Origin of the sequence: Massilia sp. TWR1-2-2, assembly GCF_049897565.1 — a bacterium.
Taxonomy (GTDB): Bacteria; Pseudomonadota; Gammaproteobacteria; order Burkholderiales; family Burkholderiaceae_D; genus JAFCUW01.
Genome location: NZ_JAFCWM010000021.1, coordinates 65,310 through 80,659 on the forward strand (window position 1 = coordinate 65,310; position 15,350 = coordinate 80,659).

Below are 15,350 nucleotides of genomic sequence, written 5' to 3' on the forward strand. Positions count from 1 at the left end.
GAGCCGCCATGAATATCCGCCTCGCCGCCATCCTCGCCATCGCCGCCCTCGCCGCCCAGCCGGCGCTCGCCCAGAACATCAAGCCGGGCCTGTGGGAAACCAATAACAAGATTGGCGGCGGCAAGATGCAAGGCGCGCTCGCCATGGTGCAGCAGCAGATGCAGAACATGAGCCCGGAGCAGCGCAGCAAGATCGAAGGCATGATGTCCAGCCAGGGCGTGGTCATCAGCAACGACGGCCTCGTCGCCAAGGTGTGCGTTACGCCGGACATGGCCGCCAAGCGCGAATTGCCCATCCAGCAGCGCACGAATGGTAACTGCACCTTCCAGCCTGATCCGCCGAGCGGCAACAAGATGACGTACTACTTCTCCTGCGCCAACCCGAAAACCCTCGGCGAAGGCACCGCCACCTTCCTCAGCCCGACCTCGTACACCTCGACCACGAAGGTGACCACCACCGCCACCGGCGCCAGCGAAACGGTCAGCATCGATTCGACCGCGCGCTGGGTCGGCGCCGAGTGCGGCAGCGTCAAGTAATTAATGCTGTTCCATATAGGCGAAGTAACGGTCGCGCGCCAGCGTGGCGACCGGTCCGACCGCCAAGGTGCGTTCCTCGTAGCGCACGCACGGCGTGACCTTGCCGAAGTTGCCGGTATTGAAAATCTCCAGCGCGCTCGACAGTTCTTCCGGCTTCACCGTGTGCTGCTCGACCGTCACGCCCGCCTCCGCCAGCAGCGCAATGACACGTGCGCGCGTGATGCCAGCCAGGAATGTACCGTTCGCAGCCGGCGTCACCACGGTGCCGTCAGCCGCCACCAGGAACAAGTTGGCCGTGGCGAATTCGGTGACATTGCCTTCGCTGTCGAGCATGACGGCGTTGTCGAAGCCGCGCTGCTGGGCGTCGCGCATCGCGCGGCTCGAGTTGGCGTATAGCGCAGACGCCTTGGCGTCGGTCGGCGCCATGGTCGCATCAGGTCGGCGCAAGCCCGACAGGCACGCGGCAAATCCGCTCCACGGCGGCATCGGCGCGTCGAACAGGGTCAGCGCGAAACTGCTTTTCTCGGCTACCGGCACCAGGAACCCGTCAGTGCCGAACACCAACGGGCGCACGTACAGCTCGGCGTCGGCCGGAAACTTCGCCACGCCTTCGTGCACCAGCGCTTCCATCTGGTCGACCGATAGCGGGCAGCGCAGGCCGAGCGAGACGGCCGAGCGGGTGACGCGCTCGAGGTGCAGGCGCAGATCGGGCATGTGGCCGCGCACCGAGCGGGCGCCGTCGAAGACGGACGAGCCGAGCCAGACGCTGTGGTCCATCGCGCCAAACAAGGGCGTATTACCCTCGGTCCATTGTCCGTTGAAGTAAGTCAGGTGCATGGTCTATCCTTGATGTGGAAGCCCCGCAAGTTTAACCGATGTGGCCCAGGCAGCCGTGAAGCGGCGGGCGCAACTTCTAATCGGGGTCAGACCCTGGGTCAGACCCAGGTCTGACCCCGATTGAAAAAAGCATCCGGCGGCTTGGTACGCTACCGTACAAAGTTCCGAGGGCCATCCGCCGTACACTGTGGCCTTTGTTATCAGCAAGATTGAACTTTCCATGCTTTCGACACTCGAGCGTATCGATTCCGACTCCGGCCGGATCGACCTGCTCATCGACCTGATCGACAAACTGCGCCCGCGCCATCCGAGCCAGGGCGAGGTCACGTCCGCCAATGTGCGCACCTTGACGTTGCTACTGAAGGGTAATCCCGACCTGGCCGCGCGCCTCGGCGCCTCGCTGTGCACGCTGCTCGAGGAGCGCCGCCACGCCAGCCTGTACACCGACATCGGCATCCTGTCGAACGACGGCTTCGTCGTCGAACTCAAGCGCCGCATCGCCTACCGCCTGCTGCCGCCGGCGCTCGACGACGCCTACCTGAGCGACGCCATCGACCAGGTGCTGTATGTCGACACCGATTACCGCTGGGTCAACGCGGTGCCGGCGGCCGACTGGCTCGAACTGTTCGACGTGGTGGCCGCCGCCACCCCGCGCGAGCACCGCGGCGTCGCCCAGCGCACCATCGTGCTGGGCATGCTCGACGCGATCCGCACGCTGTCGTGCCGGGTCTGCGCGCTCGGCCTGGAGCCGCGCCTGATTCGCAGCAATCCCGATATCGAGACCTTTCACTCGCCGTTCCTGATGCAAAACATCGAGGTCAACGCGTATCTGGACGGCTACGCCCGGATGCTCGTCGACGGCCAGGGCGCGCCGGAAGACGCGCGCCACCTGCTGGTCATGCTCGACCAGTGCGATACGGCGCTCGGCAAGATCCGCAAGAACGCCGCCAGCCAGGGCACCAGCGTGGCGCTGACCTATCTGCTGGTGGCGTTGGCGCAAAGCATCGACCGCCTGCGCAAGCTGCTATTCCTGGTCGACGTCAGCGGTGAGCTGCCGAGCGCACCGACGGTCGACCTGGTGGCCGTCGCCATCGAGGCCACACCGCCCGCCGCGGCGCCGGTCAGCCTGCGCCGCGCCGGCGCCATCGCGCTGGCGCAGGAGCTGGTCGAAGCGCACAACGCCAAGTACGAACTGCGCGGCCTGCTTGCCGCCAATATCGACCTGTTGGCGCGCAACGTCACCGAGAACGCCAGCCGCACCGGCGAACACTACATTGCTGAAACGCGCGCCCGGCTGCGCTACATGTTCCTGTCGTCGGCCGGGGCCGGCGTGGTGGTGGCCTTCATGGCGCTGTTCAAGACATTGATGAGCTACGTGCGCGCGGCGCCACTGGTCGAGTCCTTCCTGTTCAGCATGAACTACTCGCTCGGCTTCATGCTGATCCACGTGATGCACCTGACGATTGCCACCAAGCAGCCGGCGATGACGGCGGCGCGCATTGCCGCCGCCCTGTCGAGCAAGGACGGGCGCCATATCGACCTCGACAACATGGCCGAGCTGGTCAACAAGGTATTTCGCACCCAGTGCGTGGCGGTGCTGGGCAACCTGGCCACGGTGATCCCGGTCTCGTGGGGCATTTCGATGCTGTGGCAACAGGCGTTCGGCGCCCACCTGGTGACGCCCGTCAAGGCGATGCACATGCTGCACGACATCGACCCGATCCACAGCCCGGCGCTGTGGTACGCCGCGGTGGCCGGCGTCTGCCTGTTCGTCGCCGGCCTGATCTCCGGCTACTACGACAACAAGTCGCTGTACACGCGCATGGCGCAGCGGGTGCGCCAGCTGCGCGGCCTGGGCCGCCTGCTCGGCCAGCAGCGCCTGGCGCGCCTGTCGGTGTACCTGGAAAACAACCTCGGCGGCCTGATGGGCAACTTCTTTTTCGGCATCCTGCTCGGCACGATGGGCACGCTCGGCTACCTGCTGGGCCTGCCGCTGGACATCCGCCACGTAACGTTTTCGGCGGCGAATTTCTCCACGGCGCTCGTCGCCCTCGATCATCGGGTAAGCTTGGAGCTAGCGGTCACATCCGTAGCAGGTTTCCTGTCGATCGGTGCGGTAAACCTGCTGGTCAGTTTCGCGCTGGCGCTGTGGGTCGCGCTGCGCGCCCGTAAGATTCGTTTCGAGCATGGCATTTTATTGTTCAAGTCGCTGGGTCGGCGTTTCCTTGCCGCTCCGATCGATTTTTTTATCGGGCCCAAGGACATTGCGTCCAGCCAGCCTGTCGCTGACATACCTAAGGGATCGACATGAGAAGTAAGCGCAGCGGAAAATGGATATTGGTGCTGACGCTGGCGTGGGCGGTGGCGTCGTGCGCCACGTTGCCGGACGTGGCCAACGTGGAGGCGCCGGCCAAGCCGGCGCCTGCCGTTGCCAGCGCCAACGGCATGCTGCAGACCAGGCAGGCGGCCGCCTTGCTGGCCAAGCGCTGGGCCCGCGCCACGCCGGACATGAAGGCGCTGGCCTTGCTGGAGGAAGCGGCAACCGGCGTGCCGCTGATAGCCGGCAACAAGGTGACCCTGCTGTTCGACGGCCCGGCGACGATAAAGGAAATGATGGCGGCGGCGCAGGCGGCCAAATCGAGCATCAACCTCGAGACCTATATTTTCGACCAGGATCCGGTCGGCATCGAGTTCGCCGACCTGCTGATCGAGAAACGCCGCCAGGGCGTCATCGTCAACGTGCTGTACGACAGCGTCGGCACCTTCGGCACGCCGCAGGCGTTCTTCGACCGCATGAAGGCGGCCGGTATCTCGCTCGTCGCGTTCAACCCGGTCAACCCGACCGCGCGCAAGGCGAAGTTCTGGGAAATTAACAACCGCGACCACCGCAAGCTGATGGTGGTCGACGGCAAGGTCGCGTTCACCGGCGGCATCAACATCAGCAACACCTACGCCAACAGTTCGTTCTTCGGTTCGCGCCGCACCCCGAACAAGGAAGACGGCCGCAAGGTCGGCTGGCGCGATACCCACATCAGGATCGAGGGCCCTGCCGTCGCCGCGCTGCAATATTCGTTCGTCAACATGTGGGTGCGCCAGGAAGTCGGCGAACTGCCCGACGCGCCCTACTTCCCGGCGCTGGCGCCGGCCGGCGACAAGGTCGTGCGGGTGCTGGCGACCGATCCGGACAAAGGCTTCGAGATCTACAAGTCGCTGGTGCTGGCGATCCAGGAAGCTAAAAAAACGATCCACATCACGTCGGCGTACTTCGTGCCTGACAAGCAGATCGTCGATGCGCTCAGCGCTGCGGCCAGGCGCGGCGTCGACGTGCGCCTGGTGCTGCCAGGCGTGACCGACCACGGGCTGGTGCTGCATGCCGGCCGCGCGTTCTACGACGAGCTGCTGGCCAACGGCGTCAAGATCTTCCACCTGCAGGTGGCCGTGCTGCACGCCAAGACCGCAGTCATCGACGGCACCTGGTCGACCATCGGCTCGGCCAATATCGATCGCCGCAGCTTCATCCACAACTATGAGTTGAACGTCATCGTGCTCGACCCGGCGTTCGGCCAGGACATGGAAGCGGCCTTCAACGAGGACCTGCGCGATTCGAAGCCGGTCAGCCGCGAGGAATGGAGCCGCAGGCCGTGGGCCGACCGCATCAAGGAATGGGCGTCGCGCTTGACGGAGTACTGGATCTAAGGCCTTCACCTCCGTTTCGACGTCATCCTCGCGCAGCGGAGAGTCATTTCTGCCGGTGGCAGGAATGACGGCATAAGAATCAGATCCCGGCGGCGAACATGCCGTCGGTGTGCGCCGCCCACACCTCGCCGCTGCGCATGAACTTCTCGGTCTTCATCAGCGAAAACTGCTTGCCCAGCACGTCCCAGCCGTAGCGGTCGACCTCGACCTTGCCCGACTCTGCCCGCAACACGTTGAACGAATTGACTTCGCCGCGCCCGCGCGTCGACGTCGCCGTGCCGGCCTGCACCACCAGCGCGGCGTACTCGCTGATCGGATAGCGGTCGGCGGTGCTGTTCGAGTGGCTCAGGTGCAAGTGGCCTGCCAGCAGCAAGTCGACGCCGCACTCGGCAAACTCCTTCATTGCCATCGGCGCGCGGTCGACCAGGTCGTCCTCGTCTTCCGTGTGCGGCAGGTCGAACGGATGATGGGTGACGACGATGCGGGTGATGTGCTTGGGCAGCCCCGACAGCTGCTGACGAATCTTGGCCACCTGTTCCTCGTTGACGCGGCCATCCTTGAACGTCAGCGAACGTGCCGTATTGACTCCCAGCACCGCAATCTCGTCGTCGATATGGATCGGGTCGAGGTCGGTCGTGATGTAGCGCTTGTAGCGGTCGAGCGGCTGGAAGAAGCGGCGAAACACGTTGTACAGCGAAATGTCGTGGTTGCCCGGCACGATGATCTGCGGTCCCGGCAAGGAGTCGAGATAGTCGCGCGCCGCTTCGAACTGCTCGCTCTTGGCGCGCTGGGTCAGGTCGCCCGACACCACCACCACGTCCGGCGCGATGTTGGTGACGAGCGTGCGCAGCGGTTCGAGCAATTCTTCGTCGACCTTGCCGAAGTGCAGGTCCGATAAATGAACAATAGTGCGCATAAGATTTTCCTTCTTAGTGGGGTACGATGACCGTCAGCGCGGCCGGCATGATGCGGTAGCGCAGCGGTGTTTTCATCAGGGTGACTTCGCCATCGGTAGCTACGCGCAGGTGCCGATGGCGCGTCGCGATGTCGAACTGCTCGGACAGCATGACGTCGAAGTCGCGTTCCTGCGCCAGCTTGCCAACCAGCGCGCGAAACGCGAAGCGCAGCAGCCCAAGCCGGCCGGGACGCTGCGCCACGTACAGGCTCAGCTTGCCGCGGTCGAGCCGCTGGCGCGCGCCGATCGACAGCCCTTGCATGATGTATTCATTGTTGCCGATGAAAACGAATGGGGTCACGCGCGCGTGTTCGGCGCCGTCGACGGCGAGCTTGACGTTAAGGAAAGGATAGCGCCGCAGCGCCGCGATGGTCGCCCACACCGCCGCCGGCCACTTGCCGCGGCCGAGCCGGTGCTGCTGCTTTTCGCGGTGGCGCACGATATCGGGATACAGGCCGAGGCTCGAGTTGTTCAGGAAGATCCGGTCGTTGACTGCGCCGACGTCGACCTGCACGCGCCGGCCGGTGGCGATGGTGCGGATCGCCTCGTCGAGCACCTGTGGAATGCCGAGGTCCCTGGCGAAGTGGTTCAGCGTGCCGAGCGGCAGCACGCCGAGCGCGGCGCCGCTGCCGGCCAGCACCGACGCCACCGCATTGATGGTGCCGTCGCCGCCGCCGGCGACCACGGTGTCGACGCCGCTGTCGATCGCCTGGCGCGCCGTTGCGATCATCTCCTCGCCGCTGTTGGCCAGCGTGATGTCGGCGTCGACGCCGTGGCTGGCGAACTTGGCGCGCAGGTCGCCGACGGCCTGCTCGTCGTGGCCGGCGCCGGCGCCGCCGTTGATGATCACTGCAATACGTTTCAGTTCAAACTCCCTTCGATGGCCGATTGCCGCGCGGCGCGAATGGCGCGTCGCCGGCGCAGCGTCGACACGCCGGTCACGCACACGGCCAGCCAGGCAACGCCTTCGGCCGCCGCGGCCAGCACGTCGCTCAGGTAATGCACGCCGAGGTACATGCGGCTGAACGCGACCAGCGCCACCATCGCGCACGCCGCGCCGACGATGGCCGCGCGCGCGCGCGCGCGGCGATACCGCAGCCACAGCCAGCAGCCGATCAGCCCGTACAGCAAGGCCGCGTTCGCGGTATGCCCGCTCGGAAAACTATACGTCGCCAGCGTCAGCAGCGGCTCGTCGAAGCTGGGCCGCGCGCGCTGAAAAACATACTTTAGCAGTACATTTAACAACATGCCGCCCGGCACGACGAACAGTTCGGCCAGCAGCCAGTAATGCAGCTTGCGGACGTAGAAGAACGCGGCCAGCAGCAGCGCCATGATGGCGCTGCCGACCATGCTGTGCCAGTGCGTGATGACCAGCATCACGCTGGTCATCGGTTCGGCGGCATGGTGGTGCAGCCAGTTGGCCAGCCAGGCGTCGAGCACGGTGATGTCGTCGCCGTCGACGACATCTTCGGCAATGCCGCCGAACACCCAGGCCGCGGCCACCAACAGCGCCAGGCCGATCGTCATGTGCAGGCCGGTTGCCTCTTGCGGGGAAAGGCGCGCCGCGACGAACCGGTGCAGGCGGGGGAACAAAATCGATAACATCGGGTCCTTGGCGAGAAAACCACACTTAAAAAATTTACTGTTTATTCGTACAGTAGCTGTGGATTTATACAGTGGTTATGCTATTCTGGAATCTCTGGACCAAACATAACTCCAACAAGGAAATCCATCATGACCACATTGAACAGCAACTTCGGCATGGAATACGCACCGACACCTTTCATGCTGCGCCTCGGCCGCCGCGAAGTGCTGGTCACGCGTGATTTCCGCAAGCGCTACTACGCTGTCAATCCGCTCATCGAGTGCGACACCGGTGTCGAGCCTGGCCATGTCGAAGTGCTGCTGATGCGCCGCTGGTTGCTGATCCTGTCGAAGGCGCACTAAGCCCACGGCCGGGGTTACCTCAGCCCTTACGTCAGGCCATGCCGCTGAGTTCGCGCAAGTACAGTACAAAAACAGATATCGACAGCTGATTTCATTCGTTCCTTTTCGGACGGCAAAGTTCTACGCTAGAGCTTCCTCCCTACCGAAAGAATTCAGATGTTGCTCAAAAAAATAAGCCTGGCATTGCTTCTCGTGCTATCGGCCCAAGCTGCATCCGCTGCCGACATCACCTTGCTCAACGTGTCGTACGATCCGACCCGCGAGCTGTACCACGACTTCAACGCCGCGTTTGCCAAGCAGTGGAAAGCGAAGACCGGCGACACCGTCACGGTCAGGCAATCGCACGGCGGCTCGGGCAAGCAGGCGCGCTCGGTGATCGACGGTCTCGAGGCCGACATCGTCACCCTCGCGCTTGCCTACGACATCGATGCTATCAGCGAACGTGGCCTGCTCGCGCACGACTGGCAGAAGCGACTCAAGCATAACAGCGCGCCGTACACGTCAACCATCGTCTTCCTCGTTCGCAAGGGCAACCCGAAGGGCATCAAGGACTGGAACGACCTGGTCAAGCCGGGCATCGCCGTCATCACGCCGAATCCAAAAACGTCCGGCGGCGCCCGCTGGAATCACCTTGCCGCATGGGGTTATGCGCTGCGCCAGCCGGGCGCGAGCGAAGCGAGTGCGCGCGACTTCATCGGCAAACTGTACCGCAACGTGCCAGTGCTCGATTCGGGCGCGCGCGGCGCCACCACCACCTTCGTCGAGCGCGGCATCGGCGACGTGCTGATCGCGTGGGAAAACGAGGCGCTGCTGGCGATCAAGGAACTCGGTCCCGGCAAAGTCGAGATCGTCGCCCCGTCGGTCAGCATCCTGGCCGAGCCGCCAGTGTCGGTGGTCGACAAGGTGGCCGACAAGCGCGGCACCCGCAAGGTCGCCGAAGCCTACCTGCAATACCTGTACAGTGACGAAGGCCAGCAGATCGCGGCGCAGAACTACTACCGTCCTGTGGTGGAAAAGTTCGCCAAGAAGTATGCCGATCAATTCCCGAAAGTGAAGCTGTTCACGATCGATGAAGTGGCCGGTGGCTGGACCAAGGCGCAGAAGGCGCACTTTGCCGACGGCGGCGTGTTCGACCAGATCTACCAGCCAGGCAAGAAGTAACGATCACCGCACACTCGCGGCAGGCTGCCGGCCAATTGGCGCCGGGGCCTGCTGCACGTGGGGCGGTGCGGCGAGGGGCGACGTTTTCAGAGCGCTGTACAGCGGGTAAACCATCGCGAAGTTCAGCGTGATCAGTGTCAGCGCGATCCCCAGCATCCACCCTCTCAGGCTCGACTCCACCGTTTTAAGGTCGTCCTTGGTCGCGAAGTGCGCTTGCTCAGTTGCCAGCCGCGTTACTTCGACGCGAATGCCCGCGCGCTCGTCGCGAACGCTCGCGAACTCGGCGCGAACATAGGTCCGCAGTTCCGATATATCCTCTCCAAGTTGCGTTACATCCTCGCGCAGCTGGCAAACATCCCTGCGCAATTCCGCCACATCCACTTCAAGATGCATCACACGTTTCTGGAGATCGAACAGGTCTTCACGCAGCTGGGATATCTCCCGCCTTAACTGCGCAATGTCACCCTTTACCACCGCCAGTTCGATTTCAATGCGGGTGGTCCGAGCGTTAATCTCTGCCGCACTCGTTCGCTCCTGCCTGGGTACGGCAAGCTCGGATTTGATACTGATGACGTCCTTTTCAAGGACCGCGAGTCGATCTTCCATCGCTGTTAGACCTGCCGCGCCGGCGCAACGTTCGTGGCCCGGCCCACCAATTGACGCTGCTCAGCCACGCCGTCTTTGTCCTGAACAGAACGGCGCGCAACGAGTCGCCAATCCGGTATCATCATGACACCGCGCCGCCGTTGCGCGTATCGCCAAGCCAACCACCTGTCCAGGAGCCCGACGCAATGACACGATTGACTGCCAAAGACTTTGATCCGGAAGTAATGAAATTGTTCGACAAGTATGTGCACGGCCAGCTCGACCGTCGTGGTTTCCTGAACCAGGCCGGCCGCTACGCCGTTGGTGGCGCTACCGCGGCAACCATGTTGAGTGCGCTGTCGCCGAGCTTTGCGGCGCAAATGGTCGCGCCGACCGATCCGCGCATCACCGCCACGTTCGTCGAAGTGCCGTCGCCACAGGGCTACGGCACGCTGCGCGGCTACCTGGTGCAGCCGGTCAACGCCAAGGGCAAGCTGCCGACGGTGCTGGTGGTCCATGAAAACCGCGGTCTCAATCCGCATATCGAAGACATCGCGCGCCGCGTCGCACTCGACGGCTTCGTCGCGTTCGCCCCCGATGCGCTGTTTCCATTGGGCGGCTATCCGGGCGACGAAGACAAGGCGCGCGCGCTGTTTGCCAAGCTCGACCAGACCAAGACGCGCGCCGATTTCGTCGCCGCGGCGCAGTACCTGAAAGCGCATCCAAAGGGAACGGGGAAAGTCGGCGTGGTGGGATTCTGCTACGGCGGCGGCATTGCCAACTACCTGCCGACGGTCCTGCCTGACGTCGGCGCGGCGGTCGCGTTCTACGGCGCCCAGCCGCCGGCAGCGGAAGTGCCGAAGATCAAAACGCCGATGCAGATCCACGACGCCGAGAAGGACGAGCGCATCCGCGCCGGCTGGCCGGCCTACGAGGCGGCGCTGAAGGCCGCCAATGTGCAGTACCAGTACTTCGTCTACCCTGGCACCGAGCACGGCTTCAACAACGACACCACGCCGCGTTACGACGAGGCCGCCGCCAAGCTTGCCTGGCAGCGGACCATCGAGTTCTTTAAGACCCGCCTCGGCGCGTAGCTTTCTGCGGCGGCAGCGTCGACAGGAAGTCGACGTCGTCGTCGTCAAGCGCGGTATCGGGCATCGACACGATCTGGTCGGTGTCGATATCGGCGCCGTCGCGCACCGACGTGTCGCGCCCGGCGCTGGCGCGTTCGCCCGTGCCGCCGGAATCGCTGTCGCTGTCGAGGTTGGCGTCGCCGATGTCGGGGCCGGCGCCTTCACCGCCGCGCGCCGAATCGAGGTCGGACGTGGTGCCGCGGTCGAGGTCGAGCAGCTCGTCGTCGCCTACCCCGAGCCGCAGCCCTGGTCCGCCGACGACATCGCTGCCGGTGTCGGACGTGTCGCTCGGCCCAAGCGCGTCGATGCCGTGGCCTTTGCCCAGACTGCGGTCTGGAGCTTCCGGAAAGTTGTCCGGATCAAGGGTGCTGCTACCGCTCATGTCATCTCCCGACAGGTTGTTAGATCATGTAGGGAGCATAACGAATTTCTTTCCTAGGCGGCGCGCTGCATGCGCTCCGTCACGTCCATCCCCACGCCCCGAAAACCGGTGAAGCGGCTGCTGGCGTCGAACATCGGCTCGCCGCTGACCTGGAAATACTGGACGCTGCCGTCCGGGTGGGTACGGCTGTAGATCAGGTCGAGAAAAGGCCGGCGGTTGGCGATGTTATCGTCGAGGACGGCGCGCTCCTCGACATTCCAGCCGGCGCCGGCGTCGACGCTGCCGCCGTCAAGGCCGATGCCGAGCATCTCGCGCACAGGTCCCGAGCATTGGTTCAGATTGCCGGCAGCGTCCTGCTCCCAGTACCAGTCGGACGACAGCTCGGTAAAGCGCTGGAAGCGCGCTTCGCTTTCGCGCAGCTCGGCGGTGCGCTCGAGCACGGTCTGCTCGAGGACCTTGTTGTAATTGTCGAGCTTGCGGTACAGCAGGCGCACTTCCAGCATGTTGTGGATGCGCGTCTGCACTTCGACCAGGTCGAACGGCTTGCTGACAAAGTCCTTGGCGCCGGCCTTCAGCGCGCGCAGCTTGTGGCCGGGCTGGGCGGTGATGACCAGCACCGGCAGGTAGCCGCCGGTCTCGATTTCCTTCAGCGCCTCGATGACCTGGAAGCCATCCATATCCGGCATCTGCAGGTCGAGCAGGATCAGGTCATAGCGGTTGGCGCGGTGCAGCGCGAGCACCTCGCGCGGATTTTGCGTGCTCGAGATGTTGGTGTAGCCGACGTTGCGCAGCACCTGGTCGAGCAGCATCACGTTCGCCTCCATGTCATCGACGATGAGGACGCTGGCGTTGAGTATTTCGGAAGGTTCAAGCATGGTCGTGTCCCAGAGATTCTATTGTCTTGATGTTCATTTGCCGGGCTCGACCGGGTCGGCCAGGCCATGCTCGGCCGCGTGGCGCAGCGTGACGTCGAGCGCGTCCATGAATTCGCGCACGCGGATCGGCTTGGTCAGGTAGCGGAAGAAGCCGGCCTCGAGGCCTTTTTCGATATCGCGCGGCACCGCGTTGGCCGACAGCGCCAGCACCGGGATGTGCGCGGTGGCCGGGTCTTCGCTGAGGATCTTCAGCGCGCCGAAGCCACTGATGCCTGGCAAGTTAATGTCCATCAGGATCACGTCGGGCTGGTAGGCGCGCGCCAGCTCGATGCCGAGGTGGCCGTCGATGGCGGTCAAGAGCCTGAGGTCGCCGCGGCGCGCGATGAGCTGCTCGACCAGCGCCAGGTTGGCCGGGTTGTCTTCCACGTACAGCAAGGTCGGCTGCTGGCCGGCCAGCCGCGCCGGCGTGCGCCGCTCGAACTGGTCGTCGATATTGCCCAGTTCGAGCGTCGGCGCCGCGGCGGCCTCGAACTCGACCCAGAACACGGTGCCGATGCCGACCGTGCTGTCGACGCCGATCTTCCCGCCCATCAATTCAACCAGCTGCTTGGTCACCACCAGGCCGATGCCGGTGCCCTCTTCGGCGCTGTCTTGCTGGCCGATGCGGTTGAACGGCTGGAACAACTGGGCGAGCTGGTCGGGCGCGAGGCCGATGCCGGTATCCTTGACGCTGACGCGCACGCGGTCGTCGCCACGCTTCACGCACTGCACCATCACCGAGCCGCCATTGGTGTTGTACTTGATCGCGTTCGACAGCAGATTGATCATCACCTGCTTGACCCGGGTGCGGTCGGCGTGCACGTAGAACACGTCGTCGAACGACGGGAACGTCAGCGAAATGCCGCGCTTGCTGGCCTGCGGTTCGATCATGCCCTTGCAGTCCTGCAGCACGTCGGTCAGCGACATCGCCTCCTGCGACATCGTCACCTTGCCCGATTCGATCATCGACAGGTCGAGGATTTCGTTGATCAGGCGCAGCAGATACCAGCCGCCTTTCAGAATCTGGTCGATCGAGCGCTGCTGGTGCGGCGGCGGCGCCGGCACTTCCGACGCCATCAGCTGGGCGAAGCCGAGCACCGCGTTGAGCGGCGTGCGCAGCTCGTGGCTCATGCTCGATAAAAATTCCGACTTGGCGCGGTTGGCTTTTTCGGCGCCCGCCTTGGCCGACTCGAGCGCGGCGTTGGTTTCCTGCAGCGCGTGCTCGAACTGCTTGCGCTCGGTAACGTCGCGCGCCGCGGCGAACACGCCCTGCAGCTTGCGGTCGCGGTCGTGGAACGTGGTGGCGTTGTACGACACCACCGTCTCCTTGCCGTCCAGCGCCAGCGCGGTCAGCTCGTAGTTGGTGACCTTGCTCTCGCGCAGCACCCGGGTGATGGCTTCGTCGGCACGGTCCGGCTCGGTGAAATAATTCTTGAACGGCGCGCCGATCAGTTCATCGCGGGTGCGCCCGGTCAGCTGTTCCATCTGGCTGTTGACGTCGCTGATGATGCCGCGCGTGTCGGTGGTGATCAGGGGATCGATGTTCGATTCGATCAGCGAGCGGGTGTAGAACTGCTGGTCGCGCAGGCGCTGGTCGAGCAGCGCCTGTTCGGCCTCGACCTGCTTGCGCGCCGAATTGTCGGTGCCGATGAGCAGGTAGCCGATGATCTTGCCGACCGCGTCACGCAGCGCGGTGACCGACACCAGCGCTGGGAAGCGCGTCTTGTCGGCGCGGATATAGGTCAGCTCGTAAATGTCTTCGATGCCGCGCGAGGCCTTGTAGACGAGCGCTTCGAAGCCGGGGCGGATCGGCGTGGCGAACTCGGCCGACAGCGCCGCGGCGCGCGTTTCGATTTCTCCGGCGTCGGAGATGTTGGCCGGCGTCAGCTTGTCGACGACGTCGGCGGCGGTGTAGCCGAGCATGCGTTCGGCGCCGACGTTGAAAATCTGGATCACGCCCTGGGCGTCGGTGGCAATGCTGGAAAAATTGGCGCTGTTGAAGATCGCGTCCTGCAGTGCGCCCGATTTACGCAGCGGCACTTCCATCATCGCCTGCTGCTTGGCCGAGCGGGTGCGGATCGCACGCTGCACCTTGACGAACAGCAGCGACAGAAACAGCGACAGCAGGATGATGCTGACCTGGATCAGGTTGACGGCGCCGGGCGACTCGACCGCATAGCTGAGCGCAATGGCGCCGACCAGCAGCAGCACCCCGAACGTGGCGCCCAGGCCGATGGCCATCAAGCGCTCGACCGACGGGTTTCTGACTATTATATTTTTCATGCAATACTTCCAGTGACCTGATACGGAGCGCTAGCCTCGGCTCGACAAGGGGACGGCGAAATCTGCGTCGTCACGCAGCCTGGCGGTGGCGCGTGTCCGACAACAGGCGGGCGAATTCCTTCTTGACGACGCCGTAGCATTCGCACACATCCTGCTCCAGGCCCTTGCGGTCGAGCACGGTGATGTGGCCGCGCCGGTAGCTGATGTAGCCGTAGCCCTGCAGGCGGCCGGCCGCCTCGGTGACGCCCTCGCGCCGCACGCCGAGCATGTTGGCGATCAGTTCCTGCGTCATCGTCAGTTCGTTCGAGCTCAGGCGATCGAGCGTGAGCAGCAGCCAGCGGCACAGCTGCTGCTCGACCGTGTGGTGGCGGTTGCACACCGCCGTTTGCGACATCTGCGTCAGCAGCGCCTGGGTGTAGCGCAGCAGCAGGCGCATCACCGGGCCGGCGCGGTTGAACTCTTCCATCAGGATAGTGGCCGGCAGGCGGTAGCCGAAGCCGCCGGTCTGCACCACGGCGCGGCTGGGCGTGCTGTCGCCGCCCATGAACGTCGAGATGCCGAGCACGCCTTCATTGCCGACGCCGGCAATTTCGGACGAGCCGCCGTTCTCGAGCAGGTAGTGCAGCGAGATGATCGCGCTGGTGGGGAAGTACACATACTGCACCTTATCGCCCGACTCGTACAAAACGTCGCCGAGCTTCATCGGGATCAATTCAAGGTGCGGCGAAAGACGGTCGAAGTCGGCGTCAAGCAGAGCTGCCATGAGGTGATTCTGGTTGGGATCTTGCTTACTAGACATTACGTGTTCCTGCGTGCTGGCAGTGCCAAATGATTCGGGCATACAGGGTAACACGCAGCTGCTATGGCACACGAATATATTGCGGTTGGGAACCACTGTCCGTTCGGTACCGAACATAGCAT

15 protein-coding genes are annotated in these 15,350 nt (G+C 64.0%); 6 read left to right on the forward strand and 9 right to left on the reverse strand.

What is annotated here, in order from left to right:
- Positions 1-8: 8 nt before the first annotated feature.
- Positions 9-536: a DUF3617 domain-containing protein gene (locus ACP7DD_RS19140; RefSeq protein WP_426176392.1), complete on the forward strand. Its 528-nt coding sequence runs from the start codon at positions 9-11 to the stop codon at positions 534-536.
- Here the strand turns inward: ACP7DD_RS19140 and ACP7DD_RS19145 are convergent, their stop codons facing one another.
- Positions 537-1,373 carry a branched-chain amino acid aminotransferase gene (locus tag ACP7DD_RS19145; protein ID WP_426176393.1) on the reverse strand — a complete coding sequence of 279 codons (837 nt, stop codon included), beginning with the start codon at positions 1,371-1,373 and terminating at the stop codon, positions 537-539.
- A 220-nt stretch (positions 1,374-1,593) separates the two neighbouring features.
- Between ACP7DD_RS19145 and ACP7DD_RS19150 the strand changes: the two genes are divergently transcribed.
- Both ACP7DD_RS19150 and cls read left to right on the forward strand, forming a co-directional pair.
- Complete coding sequence (locus ACP7DD_RS19150; protein ID WP_426176394.1) at positions 1,594-3,684, forward strand: site-specific recombinase; 2,091 nt, start codon at positions 1,594-1,596, stop codon at positions 3,682-3,684.
- A complete protein-coding gene (gene cls, locus ACP7DD_RS19155; RefSeq protein WP_426176395.1) occupies positions 3,681-5,069 on the forward strand; it encodes a cardiolipin synthase in 1,389 nt (462 codons plus the stop codon). The genes ACP7DD_RS19150 and cls overlap by 4 nt, the downstream gene beginning before the upstream one ends.
- 79 nt (positions 5,070-5,148) lie before the next feature.
- Here cls and ACP7DD_RS19160 read toward each other — a convergent pair whose 3' ends face one another.
- The 3 genes from ACP7DD_RS19160 to ACP7DD_RS19170 are packed head-to-tail and all read right to left on the reverse strand — an operon-like array spanning position 5,149 to position 7,629.
- Positions 5,149-5,985: a metallophosphoesterase family protein gene (locus ACP7DD_RS19160; RefSeq protein ID WP_426176396.1), complete on the reverse strand. Its 837-nt coding sequence runs from the start codon at positions 5,983-5,985 to the stop codon at positions 5,149-5,151.
- A 13-nt stretch (positions 5,986-5,998) separates the two neighbouring features.
- Entirely contained in the window at positions 5,999-6,874 is an 876-nt protein-coding gene (locus ACP7DD_RS19165; RefSeq protein WP_426176397.1) for a diacylglycerol/lipid kinase family protein, read from the reverse strand.
- Positions 6,875-6,885: 11 nt separating this feature from the next.
- A complete protein-coding gene (locus ACP7DD_RS19170; protein WP_426176398.1) occupies positions 6,886-7,629 on the reverse strand; it encodes a phosphatase PAP2 family protein in 744 nt (247 codons plus the stop codon).
- 129 nt (positions 7,630-7,758) lie between these two features.
- Between ACP7DD_RS19170 and ACP7DD_RS19175 the strand changes: the two genes are divergently transcribed.
- Together ACP7DD_RS19175 and ACP7DD_RS19180 are read left to right on the forward strand one after the other, a co-directional pair.
- The gene (locus tag ACP7DD_RS19175; RefSeq protein ID WP_426176399.1) at positions 7,759-7,971 is read left to right on the forward strand and encodes a hypothetical protein; all 213 of its coding nucleotides are present in this window, start codon (positions 7,759-7,761) and stop codon (positions 7,969-7,971) included.
- A gap of 156 nt (positions 7,972-8,127) precedes the next feature.
- Positions 8,128-9,132, forward strand: coding sequence for a sulfate ABC transporter substrate-binding protein (locus ACP7DD_RS19180; protein WP_426176400.1), 1,005 nt, complete (start codon positions 8,128-8,130; stop codon positions 9,130-9,132).
- 3 nt (positions 9,133-9,135) lie between these two features.
- On the opposite strand, the gene ACP7DD_RS19185 is transcribed toward ACP7DD_RS19180, so the two are convergent.
- The gene (locus ACP7DD_RS19185; RefSeq protein WP_426176401.1) at positions 9,136-9,738 is read right to left on the reverse strand and encodes a hypothetical protein; all 603 of its coding nucleotides are present in this window, start codon (positions 9,736-9,738) and stop codon (positions 9,136-9,138) included.
- A gap of 185 nt (positions 9,739-9,923) precedes the next feature.
- Here ACP7DD_RS19185 and ACP7DD_RS19190 point away from each other — a divergent pair, with 185 nt between their 5' ends.
- On the forward strand, positions 9,924-10,811 hold the full coding sequence (locus tag ACP7DD_RS19190) for a dienelactone hydrolase family protein (protein ID WP_426176402.1): 888 nt from the start codon (positions 9,924-9,926) through the stop codon (positions 10,809-10,811).
- Here ACP7DD_RS19190 and ACP7DD_RS19195 read toward each other — a convergent pair.
- The 4 genes from ACP7DD_RS19195 to ACP7DD_RS19210 all read right to left on the reverse strand — a co-directional run bounded on the left by ACP7DD_RS19195 (position 10,789) and on the right by ACP7DD_RS19210 (position 15,228).
- Entirely contained in the window at positions 10,789-11,232 is a 444-nt protein-coding gene (locus tag ACP7DD_RS19195; RefSeq protein ID WP_426176403.1) for a hypothetical protein, read from the reverse strand. The genes ACP7DD_RS19190 and ACP7DD_RS19195 overlap by 23 nt on opposite strands.
- 53 nt (positions 11,233-11,285) lie before the next feature.
- Positions 11,286-12,107: a response regulator gene (locus tag ACP7DD_RS19200; RefSeq protein ID WP_426176404.1), complete on the reverse strand. Its 822-nt coding sequence runs from the start codon at positions 12,105-12,107 to the stop codon at positions 11,286-11,288.
- A 33-nt stretch (positions 12,108-12,140) separates the two neighbouring features.
- Positions 12,141-14,195, reverse strand: coding sequence for a PAS domain S-box protein (locus ACP7DD_RS19205; protein ID WP_426176416.1), 2,055 nt, complete (start codon positions 14,193-14,195; stop codon positions 12,141-12,143).
- Positions 14,196-14,499: 304 nt separating this feature from the next.
- The gene (locus ACP7DD_RS19210; RefSeq protein WP_426176405.1) at positions 14,500-15,228 is read right to left on the reverse strand and encodes a Crp/Fnr family transcriptional regulator; all 729 of its coding nucleotides are present in this window, start codon (positions 15,226-15,228) and stop codon (positions 14,500-14,502) included.
- Positions 15,229-15,350: the final 122 nt, after the last annotated feature.

What these genes read in the sequence shown, in the direction of transcription:
- ACP7DD_RS19140 (WP_426176392.1), top strand. Translation starts at nt 9, where the DNA reads ATGAATATCCGCCTCGCCGCCATCCTCGCCATCGCCGCCCTCGCCGCC.
- ACP7DD_RS19145 (WP_426176393.1), bottom strand. Translation starts at nt 1,373, where the DNA reads ATGCACCTGACTTACTTCAACGGACAATGGACCGAGGGTAATACGCCC.
- ACP7DD_RS19150 (WP_426176394.1), top strand. Translation starts at nt 1,594, where the DNA reads ATGCTTTCGACACTCGAGCGTATCGATTCCGACTCCGGCCGGATCGAC.
- cls (WP_426176395.1), top strand. Translation starts at nt 3,681, where the DNA reads ATGAGAAGTAAGCGCAGCGGAAAATGGATATTGGTGCTGACGCTGGCG.
- ACP7DD_RS19160 (WP_426176396.1), bottom strand. Translation starts at nt 5,985, where the DNA reads ATGCGCACTATTGTTCATTTATCGGACCTGCACTTCGGCAAGGTCGAC.
- ACP7DD_RS19170 (WP_426176398.1), bottom strand. Translation starts at nt 7,629, where the DNA reads ATGTTATCGATTTTGTTCCCCCGCCTGCACCGGTTCGTCGCGGCGCGC.
- ACP7DD_RS19175 (WP_426176399.1), top strand. Translation starts at nt 7,759, where the DNA reads ATGACCACATTGAACAGCAACTTCGGCATGGAATACGCACCGACACCT.
- ACP7DD_RS19180 (WP_426176400.1), top strand. Translation starts at nt 8,128, where the DNA reads ATGTTGCTCAAAAAAATAAGCCTGGCATTGCTTCTCGTGCTATCGGCC.
- ACP7DD_RS19185 (WP_426176401.1), bottom strand. Translation starts at nt 9,738, where the DNA reads ATGGAAGATCGACTCGCGGTCCTTGAAAAGGACGTCATCAGTATCAAA.
- ACP7DD_RS19190 (WP_426176402.1), top strand. Translation starts at nt 9,924, where the DNA reads ATGACACGATTGACTGCCAAAGACTTTGATCCGGAAGTAATGAAATTG.
- ACP7DD_RS19195 (WP_426176403.1), bottom strand. Translation starts at nt 11,232, where the DNA reads ATGAGCGGTAGCAGCACCCTTGATCCGGACAACTTTCCGGAAGCTCCA.
- ACP7DD_RS19200 (WP_426176404.1), bottom strand. Translation starts at nt 12,107, where the DNA reads ATGCTTGAACCTTCCGAAATACTCAACGCCAGCGTCCTCATCGTCGAT.
- ACP7DD_RS19205 (WP_426176416.1), bottom strand. Translation starts at nt 14,195, where the DNA reads ATGATGGAAGTGCCGCTGCGTAAATCGGGCGCACTGCAGGACGCGATC.
- ACP7DD_RS19210 (WP_426176405.1), bottom strand. Translation starts at nt 15,228, where the DNA reads ATGTCTAGTAAGCAAGATCCCAACCAGAATCACCTCATGGCAGCTCTG.